Origin of the sequence: Streptomyces sp. NPDC018026 (assembly GCF_044327745.1) — a bacterium.
In the GTDB taxonomy this organism is placed as follows: Bacteria; Actinomycetota; Actinomycetes; order Streptomycetales; family Streptomycetaceae; genus Streptomyces; species Streptomyces rubrogriseus.
In genome coordinates this window covers 20,484-44,295 of record NZ_JBIRFY010000001.1, presented here as the reverse complement: position 1 = coordinate 44,295, position 23,812 = coordinate 20,484, and the positions used below count along the sequence as shown (strand labels likewise).

The 23,812-nt window shown below is 72.6% G+C and carries 23 protein-coding genes; 14 read left to right on the top strand and 9 right to left on the bottom strand.

Annotated elements, in window-relative coordinates; translation table 11 throughout:
* The first annotated feature begins 49 nt into the window (after positions 1-49).
* Positions 50-1,045 (top strand): TAXI family TRAP transporter solute-binding subunit, encoded by a 996-nt coding sequence (locus ACH4D3_RS00195; RefSeq protein WP_398314742.1) that lies wholly within the window; start codon positions 50-52, stop codon positions 1,043-1,045.
* Here the strand turns inward: ACH4D3_RS00195 and ACH4D3_RS00190 are convergent.
* Positions 1,042-2,469, bottom strand: coding sequence for an ATP-binding protein (locus tag ACH4D3_RS00190; protein WP_398314740.1), 1,428 nt, complete (start codon positions 2,467-2,469; stop codon positions 1,042-1,044). The two genes, ACH4D3_RS00195 and ACH4D3_RS00190, sit on opposite strands and share 4 nt — an antisense overlap.
* A gap of 8 nt (positions 2,470-2,477) precedes the next feature.
* On the bottom strand, positions 2,478-3,164 hold the full coding sequence (locus ACH4D3_RS00185; protein ID WP_003973245.1) for a response regulator transcription factor: 687 nt from the start codon (positions 3,162-3,164) through the stop codon (positions 2,478-2,480).
* 302 nt (positions 3,165-3,466) lie between these two features.
* Between ACH4D3_RS00185 and ACH4D3_RS00180 the strand changes: the two genes are divergently transcribed.
* The 8 genes from ACH4D3_RS00180 (at position 3,467) to ACH4D3_RS00145 (ending at position 9,924) form a co-directional block, all read left to right on the top strand.
* Positions 3,467-4,243, top strand: coding sequence for an amino acid ABC transporter ATP-binding protein (locus ACH4D3_RS00180; RefSeq protein WP_108987449.1), 777 nt, complete (start codon positions 3,467-3,469; stop codon positions 4,241-4,243).
* Between the two features lie 125 nt (positions 4,244-4,368).
* On the top strand, positions 4,369-5,205 hold the full coding sequence (locus ACH4D3_RS00175; RefSeq protein WP_108987448.1) for a glutamate ABC transporter substrate-binding protein: 837 nt from the start codon (positions 4,369-4,371) through the stop codon (positions 5,203-5,205).
* A gap of 84 nt (positions 5,206-5,289) precedes the next feature.
* Positions 5,290-5,958, top strand: coding sequence for an amino acid ABC transporter permease (locus tag ACH4D3_RS00170; protein WP_398314737.1), 669 nt, complete (start codon positions 5,290-5,292; stop codon positions 5,956-5,958).
* A complete protein-coding gene (locus ACH4D3_RS00165; RefSeq protein WP_398314735.1) occupies positions 5,955-6,842 on the top strand; it encodes an amino acid ABC transporter permease in 888 nt (295 codons plus the stop codon). The genes ACH4D3_RS00170 and ACH4D3_RS00165 overlap by 4 nt, the downstream gene beginning before the upstream one ends.
* Before the next feature lie 185 nt (positions 6,843-7,027).
* Positions 7,028-8,653, top strand: a complete 1,626-nt coding sequence (locus tag ACH4D3_RS00160) for an FAD-dependent monooxygenase (protein ID WP_398314733.1) — start codon at positions 7,028-7,030, stop codon at positions 8,651-8,653.
* A gap of 29 nt (positions 8,654-8,682) precedes the next feature.
* Positions 8,683-8,898 carry a putative leader peptide gene (locus ACH4D3_RS00155; RefSeq protein ID WP_398314731.1) on the top strand — a complete coding sequence of 72 codons (216 nt, stop codon included), beginning with the start codon at positions 8,683-8,685 and terminating at the stop codon, positions 8,896-8,898.
* 82 nt (positions 8,899-8,980) lie between these two features.
* Complete coding sequence (locus ACH4D3_RS00150; protein ID WP_398314729.1) at positions 8,981-9,529, top strand: cysteine dioxygenase; 549 nt, start codon at positions 8,981-8,983, stop codon at positions 9,527-9,529.
* On the top strand, positions 9,526-9,924 hold the full coding sequence (locus ACH4D3_RS00145) for a rhodanese-like domain-containing protein (protein ID WP_398314727.1): 399 nt from the start codon (positions 9,526-9,528) through the stop codon (positions 9,922-9,924). The genes ACH4D3_RS00150 and ACH4D3_RS00145 overlap by 4 nt, the downstream gene beginning before the upstream one ends.
* Before the next feature lie 131 nt (positions 9,925-10,055).
* On the opposite strand, the gene recX is transcribed toward ACH4D3_RS00145, so the two are convergent.
* On the bottom strand, positions 10,056-10,838 hold the full coding sequence (recX, locus tag ACH4D3_RS00140) for a recombination regulator RecX (protein WP_398314725.1): 783 nt from the start codon (positions 10,836-10,838) through the stop codon (positions 10,056-10,058).
* Between the two features lie 3 nt (positions 10,839-10,841).
* Positions 10,842-11,966, bottom strand: a complete 1,125-nt coding sequence (gene recA / locus ACH4D3_RS00135; RefSeq protein WP_108990708.1) for a recombinase RecA — start codon at positions 11,964-11,966, stop codon at positions 10,842-10,844.
* Positions 11,967-12,253: 287 nt separating this feature from the next.
* Between recA and ACH4D3_RS00130 the strand changes: the two genes are divergently transcribed.
* The gene (locus ACH4D3_RS00130; protein WP_003973256.1) at positions 12,254-12,454 is read left to right on the top strand and encodes a type II toxin-antitoxin system VapB family antitoxin; all 201 of its coding nucleotides are present in this window, start codon (positions 12,254-12,256) and stop codon (positions 12,452-12,454) included.
* 77 nt (positions 12,455-12,531) lie between these two features.
* Complete coding sequence (locus ACH4D3_RS00125; RefSeq protein WP_398314722.1) at positions 12,532-13,287, top strand: hypothetical protein; 756 nt, start codon at positions 12,532-12,534, stop codon at positions 13,285-13,287.
* A 36-nt stretch (positions 13,288-13,323) separates the two neighbouring features.
* Here the strand turns inward: ACH4D3_RS00125 and ACH4D3_RS00120 are convergent, their stop codons facing one another.
* Together ACH4D3_RS00120 and ACH4D3_RS00115 are read right to left on the bottom strand one after the other, a co-directional pair.
* Positions 13,324-14,610 (bottom strand): AI-2E family transporter, encoded by a 1,287-nt coding sequence (locus ACH4D3_RS00120; RefSeq protein ID WP_398314720.1) that lies wholly within the window; start codon positions 14,608-14,610, stop codon positions 13,324-13,326.
* A gap of 60 nt (positions 14,611-14,670) precedes the next feature.
* On the bottom strand, positions 14,671-14,865 hold the full coding sequence (locus ACH4D3_RS00115) for a DUF3046 domain-containing protein (RefSeq protein WP_007445009.1): 195 nt from the start codon (positions 14,863-14,865) through the stop codon (positions 14,671-14,673).
* Positions 14,866-14,946: 81 nt separating this feature from the next.
* Between ACH4D3_RS00115 and ACH4D3_RS00110 the strand changes: the two genes are divergently transcribed.
* On the top strand, positions 14,947-15,915 hold the full coding sequence (locus tag ACH4D3_RS00110) for a hypothetical protein (protein WP_398314718.1): 969 nt from the start codon (positions 14,947-14,949) through the stop codon (positions 15,913-15,915).
* Between the two features lie 9 nt (positions 15,916-15,924).
* Here the strand turns inward: ACH4D3_RS00110 and ACH4D3_RS00105 are convergent, their stop codons facing one another.
* Genes ACH4D3_RS00105 through ACH4D3_RS00095 form a run of 3 tightly spaced genes read right to left on the bottom strand, consistent with a single transcriptional unit; the run spans position 15,925 to position 17,869 of the window.
* Positions 15,925-16,233, bottom strand: coding sequence for an AzlD domain-containing protein (locus ACH4D3_RS00105; RefSeq protein WP_356862288.1), 309 nt, complete (start codon positions 16,231-16,233; stop codon positions 15,925-15,927).
* Positions 16,230-17,006, bottom strand: coding sequence for an AzlC family ABC transporter permease (locus tag ACH4D3_RS00100; RefSeq protein WP_398314716.1), 777 nt, complete (start codon positions 17,004-17,006; stop codon positions 16,230-16,232). The genes ACH4D3_RS00105 and ACH4D3_RS00100 overlap by 4 nt, the downstream gene beginning before the upstream one ends.
* Positions 17,003-17,869, bottom strand: a complete 867-nt coding sequence (locus tag ACH4D3_RS00095) for an AraC family transcriptional regulator (protein ID WP_398314714.1) — start codon at positions 17,867-17,869, stop codon at positions 17,003-17,005. Before ACH4D3_RS00095 ends, ACH4D3_RS00100 begins: the two co-directional genes overlap by 4 nt.
* 83 nt (positions 17,870-17,952) lie before the next feature.
* On the opposite strand from ACH4D3_RS00095, the gene ACH4D3_RS00090 reads away from it, so the two are divergent.
* On the top strand, positions 17,953-22,950 hold the full coding sequence (locus tag ACH4D3_RS00090) for an ATP-dependent helicase (protein WP_398314712.1): 4,998 nt from the start codon (positions 17,953-17,955) through the stop codon (positions 22,948-22,950).
* Positions 22,951-22,968: 18 nt separating this feature from the next.
* The gene (locus ACH4D3_RS00085; RefSeq protein WP_398314710.1) at positions 22,969-23,799 is read left to right on the top strand and encodes an Fpg/Nei family DNA glycosylase; all 831 of its coding nucleotides are present in this window, start codon (positions 22,969-22,971) and stop codon (positions 23,797-23,799) included.
* Positions 23,800-23,812: the final 13 nt, after the last annotated feature.

Genomic DNA, 23,812 nt, shown 5'->3' with positions numbered 1-23,812 from the left:
TGACAGTGGGCCCTGGTCAGTGTGGGTGCGGGCTGGCAGGATCGCCCCCATGTCCACGCTGCTCTCCCGTATCGGCAGGCGCCGGGCCGTCCAGGGCGCGGTCGCCGGTGCCGTCGCGCTCGGGCTGCTGTTGTGGTGGCTGCTGCCGCTGGGCGAGAAGCCGCCGAGCGGGACGATCACGTTCAGCACCGGAACCCGCGCGGGTGTGTACCAGAAGTACGGCGAGCTGCTGCGCACCGAGCTGCGCAAGGACATGCCGGACCTGGACGTGCGGCTGATGACCAGCGCGGGCTCGCAGGAGAACGTCGAGCGGGTGGCGTCCGGGGAGGCCGACTTCACGATCGCCGCGGCCGACGCGGTCGAAACGTACAAACTGGCCGGCCGCCCGGGTGCCGAAGGGCTGCGCGGGGTCACCCGGCTCTACGACGACTACGTGCAGCTCGTCGTGCCGACCGACTCGGACATCCAGTCGGTGCGGGACCTGCGGGGCAAGCGGGTGGCCATCGGGCTGCCCAACTCGGGGGTAAGGCTGATCGCCACCCGGCTGCTGAAGGCGGTGGGCATCGACCCGGAGACGGACATCACCCCCAGCGCGGACGGGATCGACACCGGCCCCGGACGGCTGGGCGACGAGCTGGACGCGTTCTTCTGGTCCGGCGGGGTGCCGACGGACGGCCTCAAGAAGATCGCGGAGAGTTCCGCCTTCCGGTTCGTGCCGATCGGCGACGATCTGGTCACCAAGCTGCACCGGTCGGGCGGCGCGACCCGCTACTACCGCACCACCAACATGCCGGAGTCGGCCTACCCCACGGTCCAGAACGGCGCCGTGGTGCCGACGATGGCGGTGTCCAACCTGCTGGTGACCCGCGCGGACGTCGATCCGCGGCTCACCGAGTGGCTGACCCGGACCGTCCTCGACAGCCGCGACGGCATCGGTGCGCACGTGCACTCCGCGCAGCTGGTGGACCTGCGTACCGCGATCTACACCGACCCGCTCGAACTGCACGAGGGCGCCCGGCGCTACTACCGGTCGGTCAAGCCCTAGACCCGCTCGGGCTCCTTGGGCGCCGTGCCGGTCCTGGGCACCGTGACCGTGACCCGAAGCCCGTGCGGCTCCTGGTGGCCGAAGGAGATCGAGCCGTCGCCCGCCGCGAGCAGCGCCCGGCAGATGGACAGGCCGAGGCCGGAGCCGTTGATGTTCTGGTGCCGGCCGCTGCGCCAGAAACGGTCCCCCACGCGCGTGAGCTCCTCGTCGGTGAGTCCGGGACCGTTGTCGGTGACGACGACGGTGGCGGCGTCCCCGGTGGAGGCGACCTCGACCCGGACACTCTCGCCGCGCGGCGTGAACTTCACCGCGTTGTCGATGACCGCGTCCAGGGCGCTCGACAGCGTCACCGGGTCCGCCCAGCCCGTGGTCGGCGGGCAGTCGCCGACCAGCCGTACGCCCTTGGCGTCGGCCGTCGGTGACCAGGCGGCCACCCGCTCGGCGGCCAGCGCGCCGACGTCGGTGACCTTCAGGTCGGCCTGGCTGTGCTCGGCCAGCGCCAGGTCGAGCAGGTCGTCCAGGACCCGGGCCAGGCGTTTGCCCTCGGTCTGGACGGAGGCGATCTCCTCGTTGCCCTCGGGCAGTTCGAGGGCGAGCAGCTCGATGCGCAGCAGGAGGGCGGCGAGCGGGTTGCGCAGCTGGTGGGAGGCGTCGGCGACGAAGGCCCGCTGCTGCTCCAGAACGTCCTCCACGTGGTCGGCCATCTCGTTGAACGACCCGGCCAGGCGTCTGAGCTCCGGCGGTCCCCCGGACGGCGCGACCCGGGACTTCAGCCGCCCGGTGGCGATGTCGTGGGTGGTGGCGTCGAGTACCCGTACCGGCCTGAGCACCCAGCCGGTCAGCCGCAGCGCCGCACCGACGGCGAGCAGCATCGCGGCGAACTCCCCGGCGCCGATGACGAGCCAGCCGCGCAGGATACTCGAACGCATCGAGTCGGTCGGCGACTCGGTGACCACGACCGCGACCACGTCGCCGTCCCGGATGACCGGCGAGGCCACCACGAGCCGTCCGTCCTGCCAGGGCCACACCTGCTCGGGATCGTGGCTGCGGCGGCTGAGCAGCGCCTCGTCGAAGGAGTCGCGGACCTCGCCGGTCTGCGGCAGGAACCAGGTCGTGGGCGCGTTGGCCATCGGGATGTGGTTGCGGTAGAAGACCCCGGCCTTGATGCCGTAGACCTCGTAGTAGCTGGTCAGCTCGGTCTGCAGGGTTTCCAGGCGTTCGTCCGTGTCCGTCCGGCGTGAGCCGCCCGAGCCGTCCTCCGTGACGAACTGGGCGAGCGCGGCGAAGCGCGCCGTGTCGTCGATGCGGTCGATGACGACCTTCTGCTGCTCCGCGCGGGCGACGCTGACGCCGAGCGGCACGCCGAGCGCGAGCAGGACGGCCGCCATCAGGACGATGAGCAGCGGGAGCAGGCGGGTGCTCACCGGACCCGCTAGGCGGTGGGGGCGACGAGGCGGTAGCCGACGCCGCGGACGGTCTCGATCAGCGCGGGCATGTGCAGCTTGGAGCGCAGGGACGCGACGTGCACCTCCAGGGTGCGCCCGGTCCCCTCCCAGCTGGTGCGCCACACCTCGCTGATGATCTGCTCACGACGGAAGACCACACCGGGGCGCTGGGCGAGCAGGGCGAGCAGATCGAACTCCTTGCGGGTGAGTTGGACAACCGAACCGTCCACGCTCACCTGGCGTGTCGGCAGCTCGATGCGCACCGCGCCGAGGCGGACCACGGTCTCGGTGCTCCCGGTGGCGTCCTCGTGGGCGGTGCGCCGGCTGACGGCGTGGATCCGGGCCAGCAGTTCCCCCGTGTCGTACGGCTTGACCACGTAGTCGTCGGCGCCGAGGTTGAGGCCGTGGATGCGGGAGCGCACGTCGGCCCGCGCGGTGACCATGATGACCGGGGTGCTGGTGCGCTTGCGGATCTTTCCGCAGACCTCGTAGCCGTCCTGGTCGGGCAGGCCCAGGTCGAGCAGGACGACGCCGAAGCCGTCGACCTCCGGGACGAGCGCCTGGAGCGCCTCCTCGCCGCTGCGCGCGTGGGTGACGTCGAAGCCGTGCCGTGCCAGGATCGCGGACAGGGCGGCGGCCACGTGGTTGTCGTCCTCGACGAGCAGCAGTCTCATCCGGGCTCCCTTCGGTTCATCGGCCGTACGCTCGGGGCGGGTAGAAATCGGGACGGGCTCATGGACGGGCACGCGCGCGTGCGTCCTGTGCAGTGACGCCGATGGAGGGGGACGGCGTCAAGAGGCTTCCGGTTGCGGCCGCTCGAAGTTATCCGGCCGATATGCGCCCAGCTCACAAGTGCTACGACTCGTGTCCGATTGCTATCGGATCGTGATGCTCAGATCTCGCTCAGATGTAGAGACGCGACGTGGCCCGGGTCACTACTGTCCTGCGAAACCCAGGAGGACGGAGCCCGAGAGCGATGACCGAAGTATCGGTGGCCAAGGAAGACAAGGCTGCGACCGGCGAACTGGTCGTCCTGAAGAGTGTCAACAAGCACTTCGGCGCGTTGCACGTGCTCCAGGACATCGACCTGACGATTCAGCGCGGCGAGGTCGTCGTGGTCATCGGACCCTCCGGGTCCGGCAAGTCCACCCTGTGCCGCACCATCAACCGTCTGGAGACCATCGACGACGGTTCGATCACGATCGACGGCAAGCCGCTGCCCGCCGAGGGCAAGGAGCTGGCCAGGCTGCGGGCCGACGTCGGCATGGTCTTCCAGTCGTTCAACCTCTTCGCGCACAAGACGGTGCTCGAGAACGTGACGCTGGGCCAGGTCAAGGTCCGCAAGGTCGAGGCCAAGAAGGCCGAGGAGAAGGCCCGCGCCCTGCTCGACCGGGTCGGCGTGGGCGCCCAGGCCGACAAGTACCCCGCGCAGCTCTCCGGCGGCCAGCAGCAGCGTGTCGCCATCGCGCGTGCGCTGGCCATGGACCCGAAGGTCATGCTCTTCGACGAGCCGACGTCGGCTCTCGACCCGGAGATGATCAACGAGGTCCTCGAGGTCATGAAGCAGCTCGCCGAGGACGGGATGACCATGATCGTGGTCACCCACGAGATGGGCTTCGCCCGCTCCGCCGCCAACCGCGTGGTGTTCATGGCGGACGGCCGCATCGTCGAAGAGGCCACGCCGGACCAGTTCTTCAGCAATCCGCGCAGCGACCGTGCCAAGGACTTCCTGTCGAAGATCCTGCACCACTGAGATTTCGGTGCGGCTCCGGCGCCCCGCGCCGACCGCACCGGCGGCCCGTTCCCGGGAGCCGCACCTGATCGCCTGATCCTCTGATCGTCCGATCGCAGCTCGATCACAGCCAAAGGATGTTCACCATGAAGCTTCGCAAGGTCTCCGCCGCCTCGGCCGCCGTGCTCGCCCTCGCCCTGACCGCCACCGCGTGCGGCGGCGACGACAAGGACAGCGGCTCGTCCGGTGGTGACGGCAAGAAGATCACCATCGGCATCAAGTTCGACCAGCCCGGCCTCGGCCAGAAGACCCCGGACGGCTACGCCGGCTTCGACGTGGACGTCGCCACGTACGTCGCCAAGAAGCTCGGCTACACCGAGGACCAGATCGAGTGGAAGGAGTCGAAGAGCGCCGACCGCGAGACCATGCTGCAGCGCGGTGACGTCGACTTCATCGCCGCCACGTACTCGATCACTCCCGAGCGCTCGGAGAAGGTCGACTTCGCCGGCCCGTACCTGCTGGCCCACCAGGACGTGCTGATCCGTGCCGACGACGACAAGATCAAGTCGCCGGAGGACCTGAACGACGCGAAGCTCTGCTCGGTCACCGGTTCGACCTCGGCGCAGAACATCAAGGAGAAGCTGGCCCCCAAGGCCCAGCTGCAGCCGTACCCGACGTACTCGGCCTGCCTGCCCGGCCTGCAGAACGGCGCCATCGACGCGCTGACCACGGACGACTCGATCCTCGCGGGTTATGCCTCCCAGTCGCAGTTCAAGGGCAAGTTCAAGCTCGGCGGCTTCAAGCTGACGAACGAGAACTACGGCATCGGCGTCAAGAAGGGCAGCGACCTCAAGAACAAGATCAACGACGCGCTCGAGGCCATGGTCGCCGACGGCGCCTGGGACAAGGCCGTCAAGGACAACTTCGGCCCGGCCAACTACAAGAACGAGCCGGCGCCGAAGATCGGCGACATCAAGAGTTGAGGCCGGGCCTGACGAGGTGCGCCGCCCTACGGCAGGGGCGGCGCACCGGGGCGGGCATCCCTACACCCGGAAGCGCGGGAGATCGTGTTCGACTTTCTTCAGGATTACGACCTGGCGGGAGCCATCTGGACGACAGTGCAGCTCGCTGTGCTCTCGGCCGTCGGCTCCCTGATCTGGGGCACCCTGCTGGCCGCCATGCGGGTCGGCCCGGTGCCGTTGATGCGCGGTTTCGGAACCGCGTACGTGAACATCGTGCGGAACATCCCGCTGACCGTGATCATTCTGTTCGCGTCGCTGGGACTGAACCAGACGCTGGGCATCACCCTCGGCGGAGGGGATGACTTCGAGACGATCAACTTCCGGCTCGCCGTCCTGGGCCTGATCCTCTACACGTCGTCGTTCGTGTGCGAGGCGCTGCGCTCCGGCATCAACACGGTGCCGGTCGGCCAGGCGGAGGCGGCTCGGGCCCTCGGCCTGAGCTTCGGTCAGGTGCTTCGGCTGGTGGTCCTTCCGCAGGCGTTCCGCTCGTCCGTCGTTCCGCTGGCGAACGTGCTGATCGCCCTGATCAAGAACACCACGGTCGCCGCCGCCATCGGTGTGGCGGAGACGGCGCTGTTGATGAAGGAGATGATCGAGAACGAGGCACAACTGCTGCTCATCTCCGCGGTCATCGCTCTCGTGTTCGTGGTGTTGACGCTGCCGACCGGCCTGATCCTCGGCTGGGTGGGCAAGAAGGTGGCGGTGAAGCGATGAGCTCGGTCCTCTATGACGCCCAGGGGCCGCGCGCCAAGCGTCGCAACGTCCTCTTCACGGTCGTCTTCCTGGTGGCGTTCGCCGCCCTGCTGTGGTGGGTGTTCAGCACCCTCGACGACAAGGGCCAGCTGGAGTGGGCCCTGTGGAAGCCCTTCTTCACCGGCACCGAGGCCTGGTCGACGTACATCTGGCCGGGTCTGCAGAACACCCTGAAGGCCGCGGCTCTCGCGGTGGTCATCGCCCTGCCGCTCGGCGCCGCACTGGGCATCGCCCGGCTCTCCGACCACAAGTGGGTCCGGGTACCGGCCGCGGTCGTGGTCGAGTTCTTCCGGTCCATCCCCGTGCTGGTCCTGATGATCTTCGGTCTCGCGCTCTTCGCGGAGTACACGAACGTCAGCTCGGACGACCGCCCGCTCTACGCCGTCGTCACCGGCCTGGTGCTGTACAACGCCTCCGTCCTCGCCGAGATCGTCCGGTCCGGCATCCTGGCCCTCCCCAAGGGCCAGGCCGAGGGCGCGATGGCCATCGGGCTCCGCAAGGGCCAGGTCATGCGGCTGATCCTGCTGCCGCAGGCGGTCACGGCGATGCTCCCGGCCATCGTCAGCCAGCTCGTCGTGATCCTCAAGGACACCGCGCTCGGCGGCGCGATCCTGACCTTCCCCGAACTGCTCGCGTCGGCCAACACCATGAGCGGCTACTACGGCGCCAACGTGATCGCCAGCTACACCGTGGTCGCCGTGATCTACATCGCGCTCAACTTCGCCCTCACGAGCTTCGCGAGCTGGCTGGAGCGCCGGCTGCGGCGGGCGAAGAAGTCGACCGGTGCGGTACTCAGGGCGGACGACGTGGAGACCGCCGATGCCGGAACGGTCGGCAAGATCTAGCACACCTGACACTCGGTCATCTCGTATGACCATCGACGGAGGCCGTGGCGTGATCGCCACGGCCTCCGTCGCTTGACGCAAGCTGCGGCAATAGGTTGCATACGTTCTGTGACCGTGCACCCTGCTCAAACGTCCTGTTCACCCACGTCCCCCGGGACACCGCCACGGGCAGGGGGCGCCGCACCGTGGACCCGGTGATCATCACCGGAGCGGGGCCCGTCGGGCTCACGCTCGCCCTGGCGCTGGCGCGGCAGGAGGTGCCCTGTGTCGTCCTCGACGAGGGACCCGGCAAGGACGAACCGCGCCCCGCGCGCACCGTCGTGCTGCGCGAGGAGGCCGTCGCGCTCGTCGAGCGGCTGACCGGCGCAGCGCTGACGGGGCTGGGTTCGCGTTGGGCCGGATGGCGGTCGATGCGGCGCAAGCAGGTGACGCGCGAGGTCGCGTTCGGCGACGCCGACCCGGCCCCCCTGCACATCGCCCAGCACGAGCTGGCCGGGGTCCTGCGCACGGCACTCGCCCGCGAGCGGCTGGTCAAGATCGCCGTAGACAGCCGACTGGACGGCATCGAGCAGGAGAAGTCCGGCGTCACGGCCCACACCCGCGGCCCCGCCGGCACGTGGTGGCGCGGCAGTTACCTGGTCGGCTGCGACGGCCCGCGCTCCACCGTCCGCAAGCTCCAGGACATCCGCTTCCCCGGCCGTACGGCGGTGGAACGATACGCCGTCGCCGCACTGCGCACCGAACTCCCGTGGCCGGACGAGGCGCTGCTCCACCGCATGCCGCCGTGGCGGACGACCGGGCCCCCGGCCGGCGAGGTGGTCGGCCGCCCGCTGCCGGACGGCGTGTGGCGCCTGGACTGGCTGCTGCCGCCCGGCAAGGACCTGGTCACGCCCGAACTGCTGGTGAGCCGGGTCCGCGAGACCCTCACCGGATGGGCGGCCGACGGTTCGACCCCGGCATACGAACTCCTCGACACCGGCGTCCACACGGTCCACCACCGCCTCGCCCGCCGCTGGCGGGTGGGCCGCGTACTGCTGGCCGGGGACGCGGCTCACCTGCTGGGCGCGCTGGGCACGCAGGGCCTGGAGGAGGGGCTGCTGGACGCCGACAACCTCGCCTGGAAACTGGCTCTGGCCTGGCACCACGGGCCCCGCGAGGCGCTGCTCGACAGCTACCAGCAGGAGCGGCGGGCGGCGATCTCCGCGCGGCTGCGCGCCGCCGATCAGTTGCTCCCGCTGGTACGCGGCGGCGGTGGACTGCGCTCCTACGTGCCCGGCTCCGCCCGTGGCAACGACGCGCTGCTGACGGACGGTCACCTCGGCCGCGGCGCACTGGGCGCGCAGGGGACGTACGCCGACTCGCCGCTCGCACCCGAGGGCCTCGGCGGGGAGGTGTCCGTGGGCACACCGCCGGGGACACCCGTCACCGATGTGCGGGTCACGGCGGAGGACGGCACGTTCGTACAGCTGCGCGACCGGCTGGGGCGCGGGGCGCTGCTGGTGGTACTGATCGCGCCGGGCACCGGGGTGTGGGACCGCAAGCACTGGGTGACGGCCGGGATCATGCCCCGACTGGCGGCCGCGGTGACGGCGCTGCCCCACCACGCCGAGCTGCTGGTCGCCGAGAGCTACCCGGGTGCCGCGGCCCACACGGTGCTGCTCGTGCGGCCCGACGGCCACCTGGTCACGGCGCTGAACGGGGTGCGTCCGGCCGACCTCTACGCGGCTGCCGAGAGCGCGCTGGGCGGGGCGACGGCCAGGGCGTCGACCGAGGCCGAGGAGGGGGCGGGGGCCGGGGCCGGTTCGCGTTGAGCGGTGGCGTTGAGCGGTGGCGTTGAGCGGTGGCGTCCAGCGGTCGCGTCGGCCGGGTGCCGGTCCCGCCGGCCGTCTGGACACCCGGGGGGCGCGGCCGCTGTCCGCATGGTGACGCTGAGTTGACCGGCCCGCACCGTCATGGTCTACTCCGGATCGTGACCGACACCTGTGTGCGCCTGTGGCGGAGGGTCCATATGGACCTCGTCCGCTATGCGGGCTGCGTGTGTCGTCCGTCCTGCTGAATTCGCCTCCCCTTTCCTTCGCGCGCGCCGCCGGTCCGACGTGCCGCCGCGCGCTCCCTCGCGAACTCCCAGGACGGTACCCGTGTCCCTCCCCTCCGTTTCCCCCGCTTCCCCTTCCCCCGCGTCCGCGTCCACGCCCGCCCCGACGCAGGCCCAACTCCTGGGCTTCGTACGGCGGGCGGCGGCCGACACCGAACTGATCGCCTCTCTGCCGCTCGACCCCGAGGGCCGCACCTGGATGCGGCTGGCCGGACCGGGTGGCAGCGAGGCCTGGCTGATCGGCTGGCCGCCCGGCACGGGCACCGGCTGGCACGATCACGCCGACTCCGTGGGCGCCTTCGTGACGGCCGCGGGCGAGCTCAAGGAGAACGCGCTCGCCGCCCGCCTGCCCACCGACGGCTGGAAGACCCTCGAACTCAGCGACGGTGTGGACCGGGAGCGCCGGCTGACCGTCGGCACGGGGCGCGCCTTCGGGCGGCACCACGTGCACGAGGTCCTCAACGAGTCGTCCGACCGCCACGCGGTGTCCGTGCACGCCTACTACCCGCCCCTGCCGCGGATCCGCCGCTACAGCCGCAGCGGACAGACCCTGCGCCTGGAGCAGGTCGAGCGCCCGCAGGACTGGCAGTGAGCGGGCCCACCGGAATCGACGCCCTGCTGGAGCGGGTACGCGCCGGGTATCGGCGGATCGGGCCGGAAGAGGCGTACGACGCCGCCGAGGCGGGCACGGCACTGCTGGTCGACATCCGGTACGCCGCCCTGCGCGAGCGGGACGGTGTGATTCCCGGCGCGCTGGTGATCGAGCGCAACGAACTGGAGTGGCGGCTGGATCCGCTGGGCAGCCACCGCGTGCCCGAGGCGACGGACCACGACGTGCGGGTGGTCGTGGTGTGCGACGAGGGATACGCCTCCAGCCTGGCGGCGGAGTCACTGCACCGGCTGGGACTGCACCGGGCCACGGACCTGATCGGGGGCTTCCAGGGCTGGCGGTCGGCGGGCCTCCCGGTGGCCGCACGGGGCCAGTAGTCGGCGGGGCAGTACAGGGGTGCCGGGTCCGCGTTGCCCTTGGTGACCAGGCGGATCGGAGTGTGGTCGATCTTCTTCGCCTTCCTGCCGCACGGCAGGGCGACGGTGTTGCGGACGGGCCGGACGCCCGCTCAGAACCCCTCGTCGCCGAGGTGTTCCGTGTCCTCGCCCTCCTCCTCCAGTGCCTGGCGGACCACCCGCAGGGCCATGCCCTCGGAGTAGCCCTTACGGGCCAGCATGCCGGCGAGGCGGCGCAGTCTCTTGTCGCGGTCGAGTCCCCGGGTGGCGCGCAGCTTGCGCGCCACCAGGTCGCGCGCGGTCTCCTCCTCCTGCTCGGTGTCCAGTTGGGACACCGCCACGTCGATGACCGTCGCCTCGACGCCCTTGGTGCGCAACTCTCTGGCGAGGGCGCGCCTGGCCAGCCCGCGGCCGTGGTGCCGGGACTCCACCCAGGCCTGAGCGAAGGCGCCGTCGTTGATCAGGCCGACCTCCTCGAACCTGGACAGCACCTCCTCCGCGGCCTCGTCGGGGATCTCCCGTTTGCGCAGGGCGTCGGCCAACTGTCTGCGGGTGCGCGGGGTCCCGGTGAGCAGGCGCAGGCAGATCGCCCGTGCCTGCTCCACCGGGTCCCGCGGAGGCTCCCCCTTCTCGGCCCTCGACGAGGAAGTGGCACCTCCGTCCTCGGCGGACGGCTCCACACGCTCGCGCCTTCGGCGCCCGCGCGTGCCGCCCGCTCCACGGCTCCGTCCGCCTCCGCGGCGCCCCTCGCCGTCACCGTGGCGCGCCGCGCCGTCCTCGTGGGGACCGACGGCGGAGGGATCCGGCTCGTACGGGGCCGCAGCCGCCCCGTACGCGTCGTCGCCCGGCCCGGCGGAGCCGCTCGTGTACTCGGCCCAGTCGGTTCGTCGGGTCACGGGTCAGCTCTTGGCTGCCGCGGCCTTGGACTTGGTGGCCTTGGCGGTCGTGGGCGCGGGCACCGCCGGTGCGGCGTCGGCCGGGGCGGCGGAGGCGGCGTCCGCGCCGGGCTCGGTGGCCGACTCCTCGGGGCGCACACCGACGCCCAGCTTCTGCTTGATCTTCTTCTCGATCTCGTTGGCCAGGTCGGGGTTGTCCTTCAGGAAGTTGCGCGCGTTCTCCTTGCCCTGGCCGAGCTGGTCGCCCTCGTACGTGTACCAGGCACCGGCCTTGCGGACGAAGCCGTGCTCCACGCCCATGTCGATCAGGCCGCCCTCGCGGCTGATGCCCTGGCCGTAGAGGATGTCGAACTCGGCCTGCTTGAAGGGCGGCGCGACCTTGTTCTTGACGACCTTGCAGCGGGTGCGGTTGCCGACCGCGTCCGTGCCGTCCTTCAGCGTCTCGATGCGGCGGATGTCGATGCGCACGGAGGCGTAGAACTTCAGCGCCCGGCCACCGGTCGTGGTCTCCGGGGAGCCGAACATCACGCCGATCTTCTCGCGGAGCTGGTTGATGAAGATCGCGGTGGTCTTGGACTGGTTGAGCGCGCTGGTGATCTTCCGCAGGGCCTGGCTCATCAGCCGGGCCTGCAGACCGACGTGGCTGTCGCCCATCTCGCCCTCGATCTCCGCACGCGGGACGAGCGCGGCGACGGAGTCGATGACGATGAGGTCGAGGGCACCGGAGCGGACCAGCATGTCCACGATCTCCAGGGCCTGCTCGCCGTTGTCGGGCTGGGAGAGGATCAGGTTGTCGATGTCGACGCCAAGCTTCTTGGCGTACTCGGGGTCGAGGGCGTGCTCGGCGTCCACGAAGGCGACCTGGCCGCCGGCCTTCTGCGCGTTCGCCACCGCGTGCAGGGTCAGGGTCGTCTTGCCGGAGGACTCGGGGCCGTAGACCTCCACGACACGGCCGCGCGGGAGGCCGCCGACGCCGAGGGCCACGTCGAGCGCGGTCGACCCGGTCGGGATGACCTCGATGGGCTCGTTCGGCCGCTCGCCCATGCGCATGACCGCGCCCTTGCCGAACTGCCGTTCAATCTGTGCGAGCGCGGCGTCCAGGGCCTTCTCGCGGTCGGTTCCTGCCATGGGTTCCACCCGGTTTGCTTGATTCGATCGCTTCACGTCAAAGACGCTAATGCCTGCCACTGACAATGGGCCCCGATGCGGGTCCGGCCTGTGGATAACTCGGGTGCATCTCCACCCGAACCCACTCGAATCACCCGTCACGAGCCCCGCCGGAGCCTCCATAAGAATGGATGTTCGATTTTCGTGTCAAGCGCACCACGCGGCACTTCCGAGCGTACGTCCCCGGGGCGGCGAGCCAGGTGGTTGGATGCGGATGCGACACCGGGAGAGGTCGGAGAGGGGACACCATGGCCAGGATCACCATCGATCTCGACGCCGAACTCGTGGTGGAGGTGATGGTCCTGGCCGGTATCGGCTCACCCCAGGACGCCGTCGAGGCGGTGGTGCGGGACTACATCGCCCGCGGTCACCGCACCGAGACCCGCACCGAGTTCAAGGACCGCAACCTGCGGGAGATCGACGCCAAGCCGCAGGAACCGCAGGGCTGACCCTGCTCCCGCCGGCGTACGGCGGGTGCCTCCGGCCGGACGACGACGGGGCGGACGGCCGTTGCCAGGCTCCTCCCATGCAGACCGCCCACACCGACCGCTCTCCCGTGCCGCGCCTGTGCCGCGCGACGGGCCTCGTGCTGATCCTCTCCGGCCTCGCGCACCTGGTGGTGTTCGCGGTGGACGGCGGGCCCTGGGACGGACCGGTGTCCTGGCGCAAACCGGTGACGTTCGGGCTGTCCTTCGGGGTGACGCTGATCGCGGTCACCTGGGTCACCTCGTACCTGGACCTCCGGCCGCGAACGCGCGCGGTGCTGCTCGCGGTGTTCGCGGCCGACTGCGTCGTCGAGGTCGGCGGGATCACCCTCCAGGCATGGCGCGAGGTGCCCTCGCACCTCAACATGGAGACGCCCTTCGACACCACCGTGTCCATGACGCTCGCGGTGGGCGGCGGTGTCCTGGTCGTGCTGCTCACCGCGTTCGCCCTCGCCTCCTTCCTCCGTCGTCCCACGGGCCCGGCCGGAATGGCCCTGGCGGTGCGCTCCGGTTTCGCGGTGCTGCTCGTCGGTCTCGCCTCGGGCGCCGCGATGATCGCGCGCGGTGTGGTGCTCACCCGCACCGGTCACCAGGAGGCCGCCTACCACTCCACGGCGTGGCTCAAGCCGCTGCACGGCGTGTCCCTGCACGCCGTGCTGGTACTGCCGGTGCTGGCCCGCCTGCTGGCCCTCACCCCGTGGAGCGAGACGGTACGGCGGCGGGTGGTGACCGGGGCGGTGTGCGGCTACGCGGCCGCCGTCGCCGTCGCCGGTGTGTGGGCCGGTGTCACCTACTGAGCCCGCGGAGCGCCCCTCAGGAGGGTGCTCCGCGCCTCAGGAGGAGCCACCGTCCCCGGTGCCCTCCGTTCCCTCCGTGCGCTCCGTACCCTCCGGCGCCGGGCGCCGGGCCCACAGTGTGCGCAGGCGCGTGGACGTCCCGGACACCGACCGGCGGTCCCTGCGCCCGTGGACGCGGGGATCGTCCGTGACGTCGTAGCGCTTGACGTACGCGCCGAGGAACGCCTGCAGCGTGGCGACCGCCGGGATGGCGATCAGCGCGCCGACGGCGCCGAGGAGGGCGGTGCCCGCGATGACGGAGCCGAAGGCGACCGCGGGGTGGATGTCCACGGTCTTCGACGTCAGCTTGGGCTGCAGCACGTAGTTCTCGAACTGCTGGTAGATCACCACGAAGATCAGCACCCACAGCGCGTACCAGGGGTTGACCGTGAACGCGATCAGCATGGGCAGGGCGCCCGCGAGATAGGTGCCGATGGTCGGGATGAACTGCGACACCAGACCGACCCACACGGCGAGCGCGGGCGCGTAGGGCACCTCCAGGATCTCCAGGAGGATGTAGTGCGCGACGCCGGAGACCAGCGCCATCAACCCGCGTGAGTACAGGTAGCCGCCGGTCTTGTCCACGGCGATCTCCCACGCGCGCAGGACCTCCGCCTGGCGGGCGGGCGGCAGGACGGAGCAGAGTCCGCGCCGCAGCCGGGGGCCGTCGGCGGCGAAGTAGAACGAGAACAGCAGCACCGTCAGCAGCTGGAAGAGGCCGCCGAGGACCTGGGCCGACACGTCCAGGACGCCCGTCGCGCTGTTCTGCACGTAGTTGCGCAGCCAGTCGGAGCGGAGCAGGCCCTCCTGGATGTCGACCCGTCTCAGCTCGGTGTGGAAGTGGCCGTTGACCCAGTTGATGACGGAGTCGAGGTAGTCCGGGAACTCCTCGACCATCTTGACGATCTGGCCCGCGAGCATGGAGCCGAGCAGGGTGACGAACCCCGCGGCGGCGATCAGCACGGCGAGGAAGACGAGGAAGGTGGCGAATCCCCGGCGCATGCCGCGTCCGGCCATCCAGCTCACCGCGGGTTCGATGGCCAGGGCCAGGAAGAACGCGATGAGGACGTTGATCAGCAGCCCGGTGAGCTGGTGGAAGGCCCAGCTGCCCAGCTGGAAGGCGGCGATGAGCGCGAGGGCCAGCACCATGGCGCGCGGCAGCCAGCGCGGCATGCGGGCGCCCGGCCCCGCCACGGAGCCGTCGGCCGGGGGGCCGACGGGCGGCGCGGTGCCCTCGGAGGGTGCGTGCCGGGCGGCCTGCCCGGTCTCGTCAGTGGATGCCACGGAGCAAGTCTCGCCCACGCCACCGACGGGGGAGCCCGGTACGGCGATCTTCGTGAACCGTCACCGCTGTTCCCGCGGCACGTTCATGACGGTGCACACCACGCGCCACACGTCCTTCGCGTCCCAGCCGGCGTCCAGCGCCTCGTGCACCGTACGCCCGCCCAGCTCCGCCATCACGTGATCACGCGCGAAGGTGTCGGCGTACCCCGGACCGAAGTGATCCGTCATCCGCTCCCAGAAGACCGTCAACCGCATGCCCCCAGTATCCCGCCCCTGAGAGTGGGCCCCGAACCGGGACCACCTGCCGGAACCGCCTTTGGGCCTACGGTCTGTCCCATGGCCGAAACCGGAGCGTCCCCACTCCCCGCGATCCCACCGCCCGCGTCCCCCCGCGCCCAGGGCCCGTGCTCACCGCTCGCGCGCGCGGAGCAGTTCGTCTGGCTCACCGCGCGCGTACTGGAGCAGCGGCTGTTCGCGCACGACTTCCGGGGCGGGGACCCCGGCCCGGTGGAGACCGCGCTGGAGGCCTACCGCAACGAGGACGGCGGGTACGGCCACGCACTGGAACCCGATCTGCGCGGCCCGGTCAGTCAGCCGCTGCACACCGCGCAGGCGCTGCGCGTCCTGGACGCCGTGGGCCGCTGCGGCGGGCAGCGGGCCGAGCGGATCTGCCGCTATCTGACCGCCGTGTCCACGCCGGACGGTGCCCTGCCGGTGACCCGGGCGGTCCGGGACGGGGCACCGGCCGCGCCCTTCCTGCCGGTCGTGGCCGACCCTCCCGGCGAGCTGCTCGTCACCGGGCCGGTGGTCGGCCTGCTGCACCGCAACGAGGTCTGGCACGCCTGGCTGTTCCGGGCCACGGACTTCTGCTGGCAGGCGGCCGAGTCGCTGGGGTCCCCGCACCCGTACGAGGTCCGGGCGGCCGTGGCCTTCCTGGACACCGCTCCGGACCGTCCGCGCGCACGGGCCGCGGCCGGCCGGCTGGGCCGCCTGGTGCGCGAGCAGCGGCTCGCCGTGCTGGACCCGGACGATCTCGACGCCTGTCCGGTCCCTCCCGGCCACGCCCCCGGCGAGCACCTTTTCCCGCACGACTACGCGAGCGATCCGTGTTCGCTCGCGCGCGCGTGGTTCACGGACGACGAGATGGCCCGTTCCCTCGACTTCCTCGCGGCCGGGCAGGAGGACGACGGCGGCTGGCCCGTGCGCCGACGCCGGTGGGCGCCCGTCCCGGCGCTGGAGGCCCGCGGCCGGGTGACGCTCCAGGCCCTGCGCACCCTCCGGGCGTACGGCCGTCCGCTGGGCTGATCCGCCGGCTCAGCCGCCCATGGCCCGTACCCCCGCGGTGACCACCACGGCCGCCGCGACGACGAGCAGGAACGGTGCGCGCAGCAGCAGCGCGACGGCGGCCGCGGCGACTCCGGCGGCCCGCGCGTCCAGCACGAGCTGCTGCCCGTCGGCGAAGGTCTGCTGGGCGGTGAGCGCCGCGAGGAGGGCGACGGGCAGCAGCGCGGCGAGCCGCCGGACCAGGGGCCGTTCCAGGGCGCCCGCGGGCACCAGCAGCCCGAGGAGCTTGACCGCGTAGCAGCCCACCGCGGTCACGCCGATCGCGATCCACACGCTCATCGCTCGCCCTCCCCTTCCCCCTCGGCGGCCCCGCGGACCGCGCCGTCCTCGGCGTCACCCGCGCGGCGTCCGCGCGCCCACAGGACGAGCGGCGCCGCGAGCGCGGCCACCAGGACGGGAACGCCGGCGGGCAGCACGGGCAGCAGACCGAGCCCCAGCAGGACGGCCAGGGCGGCGACCGCGCGCTCCGTGGTGTTCTTCAGCATCGGCGCGAGCAGCGCGAGGAAGACCGCCGGACCGGCCGCGTCGAGGCCCCAGGCGTCGGTGTCCCCGATGGCCTCGGCGCCCAGCGCGCCGAGCAGGGTGGTGAGGTTCCACAGGACGTACAGCGTGAGTCCGGTGACGGTGAAGCCGATCCGGACGCCGCGCCGCGTGGGCTGGGCGAGCGCCACGGCCGTCGTCTCGTCGATGACCCACTGCGCGGCGAACGGCCGCACCGCGCGCGGGAGGGCCAGCAACTGCGACAGGCGCAGCCCGTAGAAGGCGTTGCGGACGCCCAGGAAGAAGGCCCCCGCGGCCGCGGTGAGCGGGTTTCCGCCTGCCGCGAGCGCGCCGACGAGCGCGAACTGGGACGCCCCGGTGAACACCAGCAGGCTGAGGGCGCAGGTCTGGGCCAGGGTGAGTCCGCTGCCGGCCGAGGTCACCCCGAAGGCGAACCCCGACAGTCCGACGGCGACTCCGACCCCGAGGGCGTCCCGTACGACGGCGGCGTCCGGCTTGGCACCGGCGCCTCCCGTGCCGGGAGCGTCGGGGAGGGCTGTCTGTTCTGTCACGCCTCGAACGGTAGGAGCGGCTCCCGCCGCGCGTCTTGTACGTTCTTGCGCTCGCGCTGGTAGGAACCGGGCGGCACACCGACGATCCGCGCGAAGTGCCGGTTCAGGTGCGGCTGGTCGGTGAACCCCACGGCGACGGCGGCCTCGGCCGGGGAGGTCCCGGTGTCCAGCAGCCGCCGCGCCCGACGCACCCGGGCGTCCGTCAGCCAGGTGTGGGGCGGCATCCCATAGGCGTCCCGGAAGGCCCGCAGCAGCGCGAACGGACTGCTCCCGAGCTCCCCGGCGAGCCGCTCCAGGCTCGGCGGGTCGGCCATCCGCTCCTCCAGCACCGCACGCGCGCGTGCCGCCGTCCTCGCCCCGGCGGTACGCACCCGGCGCCGGGGCAGCGGACCGCCGTTCAGCCGCAGCAGCCGGGTCACGGCCACCCGCAGCAGGGTGTCGGCGGCGAGCGCGTTTCCCTCGTCGGCGGCCCGCAGCACGCGGTGCACCAGCTCGACGGTGTACGGGTCGTCGAGCACCGGCCGGACGAATCCCGCCGTCCCGCGCAGCGTCGTCGTCTCCGCCGCGATCCCGGCCACCAGGTCGGGCGCCGGGTAGACGGCCCCGTACCGCCACCCCTCCGGCACCCCGGCCCGCCCCGTGTGCGGGGTGTCCGGGTTGACCAGGGCGAGGGAGCCGGCCCCGGCGTACTGGTCGCTCCCGCCGTGGTGGAAGACCTCCACACCGTCGGCGATGGCGGCGATGACGAAGTGCTCGTGCGTGTGGCGCACGAAGGTCTTGCGTATGTACTGGGCGCGGAGCAGGTCGACGTCGGGCAGCTCCTCGTACCGCCAGTGCCGTGCCCGCTCGCCCGATGCCGCCATGCCCCCCATTCTCCGTCACCCGCAGCGGACCCCGGAGTCCGCGGCCCGGGCCGATTGTCAGTGGTCGGGTGCACGATGGAGCCATGGTCAGCTCCGCACACCGAGCCCTGGACGGCTTCTCGCCCGCGACCCGCGGCTGGTTCGCGGGGGCCTTCTCCGCGCCCACCTCCGCACAGGCGGGCGCGTGGCAGGCCATCTCGCAGGGCTCGGACGTCCTGGTGGTCGCCCCCACCGGTTCCGGCAAGACGCTGGCCGCCTTCCTCGCCGCGCTGGACCAGCTGACCTCGACTCCCCCGCCCGCCGACCCCAAGAAGCGCTGCCGCGTCCTGTACGTCTCCCCGCTGAAGGCCCTGGCCGTCGACGTCGAGCGCAATCTCCGCAGCCCGCTGACCGGCATCCGCCAGGAGTCCGTGCGCCTCGGCCTGCCCGAGCCGGAGGTCAAGGTCGGCATCCGCTCGGGCGACACCCCGGCCGCCGAGCGCCGCGCCCTGTCCACCCGGCCGCCGGACATCCTGATCACCACCCCGGAGTCCCTCTTCCTGATGCTGACGTCGGCCACGCGCGACGCGCTGACCGGCATCGAGACGGTGATCCTGGACGAGGTGCACGCGGTCGCGGGCACCAAGCGCGGCGCCCATCTCGCGCTCACCCTGGAGCGGCTGGACGAGCTGCTGCCGAAGCCGGCCCGCCGCATCGGCCTGTCGGCGACGGTCCGCCCGGTGGACGAGGTCGCCCGGTTCCTCGCCCCGCGCGGCCGGGTCGAGATCGTCCAGCCGGAGTCGGGCAAGGAGTTCGACCTGTCCGTCGTCGTCCCCGTCGAGGACCTCGGCGAGCTGGGCGGCTCCCCGGTCGCGGAGGGCAACGAGGGGGCGGAGCGCCCGTCGATCTGGCCGCACGTCGAGGAGCGGATCACCGACCTGGTCCAGTCGCACCGCTCCACGATCGTCTTCGCCAACTCCCGACGGCTGGCCGAGCGCCTGTGCAACCGGCTCAACGAGATCGCGTACGAGAGGGCCACCGGCGAGCCCCTGGACGAGCACCACTCACCGGCCGAGCTGATGGGCGGCTCGGGTGCCGCCCAGGGCGCCCCGCCCGTGATCGCCCGCGCCCACCACGGCTCGGTCTCCAAGGAGCAGCGGGCCCTGGTCGAGGAGGACCTCAAGGCGGGGCGGCTGCCCGCCGTGGTCGCGACCTCCAGCCTGGAGCTGGGCATCGACATGGGCGCCGTCGACCTGGTGGTCCAGGTCGAGTCGCCGCCCTCCGTCGCCTCCGGCCTGCAGCGCGTGGGGCGCGCGGGCCACCAGGTCGGCGCGGTCTCCACGGGTGTGGTCTTCCCCAAGTACCGCGGCGACCTGGTGCAGTCCGCCGTGGTCACCGAGCGGATGCGCAGCGGCGCCATCGAGGCGCTGCGCATCCCCGCCAACCCGCTGGACGTGCTGGCCCAGCAACTGGTGGCGATGACCGCGCTGGACACCTGGCAGGTCGACGACCTCCTCGCCACCGTCCGCCGCGCCGCCCCGTTCGCCTCTCTCCCGGAGTCGGCCTTCACCGCCGTCCTGGACATGCTCGCGGGCCGGTACCCGTCCGACGCCTTCGCCGAGCTGCGCCCGCGCGTGGTGTGGGACCGGGTGGCCGGCACGGTCACCGGCCGCCCGGGGGCGCAGCGGCTCGCCGTGACGTCCGGGGGCACGATTCCCGACCGCGGGCTCTTCGGGGTGTTCCTGGCCGGTGCCGACCCGAAGAAGGGCGGCGGCCGCGTCGGCGAGCTGGACGAGGAGATGGTGTACGAGTCCCGCGTGGGCGACGTCTTCACGCTCGGCACCAGCTCCTGGCGCATCGAGGACATCACCCGCGACCGGGTCCTGGTCTCCCCGGCACCGGGCGTACCGGGCAGGCTGCCGTTCTGGAAGGGCGACCAGCTGGGCCGCCCCCTGGAGCTGGGCCGCGCGCTGGGCGCGTTCCTGCGCGAGGTCGGCTCCCTGTCCAAGGAGGACGCCCGGCTGCGTCTGGTCACCGCGGGTCTGGACGCCTGGGCCGCGGACAACGTGCTGTCGTACCTCGACGAGCAGCGCGAGGCCTGCGGCCACGTCCCCGACGACCGCACCATCGTCGTCGAGCGCTTCCGGGACGAGCTGGGCGACTGGCGGGTGGTGGTCCACTCCCCCTTCGGCGCCCAGGTCCACGCGCCCTGGGCCCTCGCCCTGGGTGCCCGCCTGTCCGAGCGCTACGGCATGGACGCCCAGGTCATGCACGCCGACGACGGCATCGTGCTGCGCCTGCCGGACGCCGACCTGATGGGACTGGACTTCCTCGACCAGGACCCCGCGAAGCCGGGCCTCGAGTACGACGCGGAGAAGGCGCCCGTCGGCGCGGCCGACGTCGTCTTCGACAAGGGCGAGGTCGACCGGGTCGTCACCGACCAGGTGGGCGGATCGGCCCTGTTCGCGTCCCGCTTCCGCGAGTGCGCCGCCCGCGCGCTGCTGCTGCCGCGCCGCAGCCCCGGCAGGCGCACCCCGCTGTGGCAGCAGCGCCAGCGCGCCGCACAGCTGCTGGAGGTGGCCAGCGAGTACGGCTCGTTCCCGATCGTCCTGGAGGCGGTCCGCGAGTGCCTCCAGGACGTCTTCGACGTCCCCGGCCTGGTCGAGCTGATGGGCGACGTGGAGGCCCGCAAGGTCCGCCTGGTCGAGGTCACCACCCCGGAGCCGTCCCCGTTCGCCCGTTCCCTGCTCTTCGGCTACGTCGCCCAGTTCCTGTACGAGGGCGACTCGCCGCTCGCCGAGCGCCGGGCCGCCGCGCTGTCCCTGGACTCACGGCTGCTGGCGGAGCTGCTCGGCCAGGCGGAGCTGCGCGAGCTGCTCGACGCGGAGGTGCTCACCGAGCTGGAGCGCGAGCTGCAGTGGCTCACCGAGGACCGCCGCGTCAAGGATCCCGAGGGCGTCGCCGACCTGCTGCGGGTGCTCGGCCCGTTGACGGACGCGGAGCTGGCCGAGCGGGGCGCCGAGCCGCAGTGGGCGCCCGAGCTGGCCGCGGCCCGCCGCGCGATCAGGGTGCGGATCGCCGGCGCCGACCACTGGGCGGCGATCGAGGACGCGGGCCGACTGCGGGACGCGCTGGGCACGGCGCTGCCCGTCGGGGTGCCGGAGGCCTTCACCGAGCCGGTCAAGGACCCGCTCGGCGACCTCCTCGCCCGTCATGCCCGCACCCACGGCCCCTTCACGTCGGTCACCGCGGCGGCCCGCTTCGGTCTGGGCGTCGCGGTCACCGAGGGCGCCCTCCAGCGGCTCGCGGGGTCGGGGCGGGTGGTGCAGGGCGAGTTCCATCCGGCCGGGATCGGCCAGGAGTGGTGCGACGCGACCGTCCTGCGCAGGCTGCGCCGCCGTTCCCTGGCCGCGCTCCGGCACGAGCTGGAGCCGGTGGCACCGGCCGCGCTCGGCCAGTTCCTCCCCCAGTGGCAGCACATCGGCAAGGGGCACACACTGCGCGGCATCGACGGGCTGGTCCGCGCCGTCGAGCAGTTGCAGGGCGCCTCCGTGCCCGCCTCCGCCCTGGAGAAGCTGGTCCTGCCCTCACGCGTGGCGCACTACAGCCCCGCGATGCTGGACGAGCTGACGGCCGCCGGTGAGGTGGTGTGGGCCGGGGCGGGATCGCTGCCCGGCAAGGACGGCTGGGTCTCCCTCTACCTCGCGGACGCGGCCCCGCTGCTCCTGCCGCCCCCGCACCCCCTGGAGACGACCGCCCTGCACGAGTCCGTCCTGAGCGCGCTCTCGGGCGGGTACGGCCTGTTCTTCCGCCAGATCGCCGACCAGGTCCGCGCCACCACCCACCCGGAGGCCACCGACCCGCAGCTGGCCGACGCCCTGTGGGACCTGGCCTGGTCCGGGCGGCTGACCAACGACACGCTGGCGCCCCTGCGCTCCCTGCTTGGCTCCGGCCGCACCGCGGGTTCCACGGCCCACCGTGCCAAGCGTGCGGTACCCCGCGGCCGGTACGGCTCGCTCACGGCCGCCGCCCGCCCGGCGTCCCGCACCGGCCCGCCGACGGTCGCGGGCCGCTGGTCGCTGCTGCCCGACCGCGAGGCCGACGGCACCGTGCGGGCCCATGCCCTGGCCCGCACGCTTCTCGACCGGCACGGCGTGGTGACCCGCGGCGCCGTCGCCGCGGAGGGCGTCGAGGGCGGCTTCTCGGCGGTGTACCGGATCCTGGCCGCGTTCGAGGAGAGCGGTCAGGCCCGGCGCGGTTACGTGGTGGAGGGGCTCGGGGCGGCACAGTTCGCCATGGAGGGCGCCGTGGACCGGTTGCGCGCGGTGGCGAACGCACGCGAGCGGGGTGCCGGCGGCCCGGCCGGGCCGGCGGACTTCCCGCGCGACGGCTCCGCGAACCGCCGCGGGACCGTCGGCTCCCCCGGCCCCGCCGACGACTCCTCCCTCGGAGGTCCCCTCGACCCCTTCGCTCCCTTCGACCCCCAGGACGCCTCCGGCGGCATCGGGGCCGGCCGCCCCTTCGACGACGTCTTCGCCGACCCCGACCGTCTGGGCCGTTCACCCTCCCGGGGCGACTACATCTCGCCTCGCGACTACGCCGAGCCGGGCGCCGGCGGTCCGCGCGGGGGCGGTGCGCACGGCCGTTCCGAGGGCCCGCGCGGCGGGTACGACACCGGTTTCCCCGGCCGTCGCGACGGCACCTCCGTCGGTCCGCGGGCCGTGGTGCTGGCCGCCGCCGACCCGGCGAACGCGTACGGTGCGGCCCTGGGCTGGCCCGAACCGCCGGCCGGTGCCACGCACAAGCCCGGTCGCAAGGCGGGCTCCCTGGTGGTGCTCGTCGAGGGCGAACCGGCGCTCTACATGGAGCGCGGCGGCAAGACCCTGCTGCTGTGGCCCTCCGACCCCGACCGGCTGCCCACCGAGGACCCACGGCTGCGAGCCGCCGCCGAAGCCCTCGCGGAGGCGGCACGCGCCGGTTCCCTCGGCACGGTCACCGTGGAGCGGGTCAACGGCACGGCGGCCCTGACGTCCCCGTTCGGCCCGCTCCTGGAGGGGGCGGGGTTCATCGCCAACCCGCGCGGTCTGCGCATCAGGGCGTGACCCTGTCACCCTTGAGCCATGCCCGAAGGAGACACGGTCTGGCAGGCGGCGCGACGGCTGCACGACGCCCTCGCGGGCCGGGTGCTGACGCGCAGCGACTTCCGTGTCCCCCGGTACGCCACGGTCGACCTCACCGGCCGCGCCGTGCTGGACGTCACCCCGCGCGGCAAGCATCTGCTGACCCGTGTCGAGGGCGGACTGACGGTCCACTCGCACCTGCGGATGGACGGCTCCTGGAAGGTGTTCACGCCCGGTCAGCGCTGGAGCGGCGGCCCGGCGCACCAGATCAGGGTGATCCTCGGCACCGCCGACCGCACGGCCGTCGGCTACCGCCTCCCGGTGCTGGACATCCTGCGCACCGCCGACGAGCAGCGCGCCGTCGGCCATCTGGGCCCCGACCTGCTGGGCCCGGACTGGGATCCGGAGCGGGCCCTGGACAATCTGCGCGCGGACCCGTCCCGCGCGCTCGGCGAGGCCCTGCTCGACCAGCGCAATCTCGCCGGCATCGGCAACGTCTACAAGAGCGAGCTGTGCTTCCTGCTCGGCGTCACGCCCTGGCTGCCGGTGGGCGAGCTGCCCGCCGACCGGGCCGCGCGGCTGCCCACGCTCGCCAGGAGGCTCCTGGAGGCCAACCGCGACCGCCCGGTCCGCCGCACCACGGGCCTGCGCGGCCAGGACCTGTTCGTGTACGGCCGGGCGCCCCGCCCCTGCCTGCGCTGCGGCACGTCGGTCCGGGTGGCCGACCAGGGCGACGGCTCCCGTGAGCGCCCCACGTACTGGTGCCCGACCTGCCAGGCGGGGCCCGCGCCGCGTCCGGGCAGCCGCACGGGTGCCCGGACACGGCGCTGAGTGAGCCGCCGGG

What these genes read in the sequence shown, in the direction of transcription:
- ACH4D3_RS00165 (WP_398314735.1), top strand. Translation starts at nt 5,955, where the DNA reads ATGAGCTCGGTCCTCTATGACGCCCAGGGGCCGCGCGCCAAGCGTCGC.
- ACH4D3_RS00085 (WP_398314710.1), top strand. Translation starts at nt 22,969, where the DNA reads ATGCCCGAAGGAGACACGGTCTGGCAGGCGGCGCGACGGCTGCACGAC.
- ACH4D3_RS00185 (WP_003973245.1), bottom strand. Translation starts at nt 3,164, where the DNA reads ATGAGACTGCTGCTCGTCGAGGACGACAACCACGTGGCCGCCGCCCTG.
- ACH4D3_RS00090 (WP_398314712.1), top strand. Translation starts at nt 17,953, where the DNA reads ATGGTCAGCTCCGCACACCGAGCCCTGGACGGCTTCTCGCCCGCGACC.
- ACH4D3_RS00115 (WP_007445009.1), bottom strand. Translation starts at nt 14,865, where the DNA reads ATGCGGTTGACGGTCTTCTGGGAGCGGATGACGGATCACTTCGGTCCG.
- ACH4D3_RS00095 (WP_398314714.1), bottom strand. Translation starts at nt 17,869, where the DNA reads ATGGCGGCATCGGGCGAGCGGGCACGGCACTGGCGGTACGAGGAGCTG.
- ACH4D3_RS00195 (WP_398314742.1), top strand. Translation starts at nt 50, where the DNA reads ATGTCCACGCTGCTCTCCCGTATCGGCAGGCGCCGGGCCGTCCAGGGC.
- recA (WP_108990708.1), bottom strand. Translation starts at nt 11,966, where the DNA reads ATGGCAGGAACCGACCGCGAGAAGGCCCTGGACGCCGCGCTCGCACAG.
- ACH4D3_RS00130 (WP_003973256.1), top strand. Translation starts at nt 12,254, where the DNA reads ATGGCCAGGATCACCATCGATCTCGACGCCGAACTCGTGGTGGAGGTG.
- ACH4D3_RS00180 (WP_108987449.1), top strand. Translation starts at nt 3,467, where the DNA reads ATGACCGAAGTATCGGTGGCCAAGGAAGACAAGGCTGCGACCGGCGAA.
- ACH4D3_RS00175 (WP_108987448.1), top strand. Translation starts at nt 4,369, where the DNA reads ATGAAGCTTCGCAAGGTCTCCGCCGCCTCGGCCGCCGTGCTCGCCCTC.
- ACH4D3_RS00105 (WP_356862288.1), bottom strand. Translation starts at nt 16,233, where the DNA reads ATGAGCGTGTGGATCGCGATCGGCGTGACCGCGGTGGGCTGCTACGCG.
- ACH4D3_RS00110 (WP_398314718.1), top strand. Translation starts at nt 14,947, where the DNA reads ATGGCCGAAACCGGAGCGTCCCCACTCCCCGCGATCCCACCGCCCGCG.
- ACH4D3_RS00125 (WP_398314722.1), top strand. Translation starts at nt 12,532, where the DNA reads ATGCAGACCGCCCACACCGACCGCTCTCCCGTGCCGCGCCTGTGCCGC.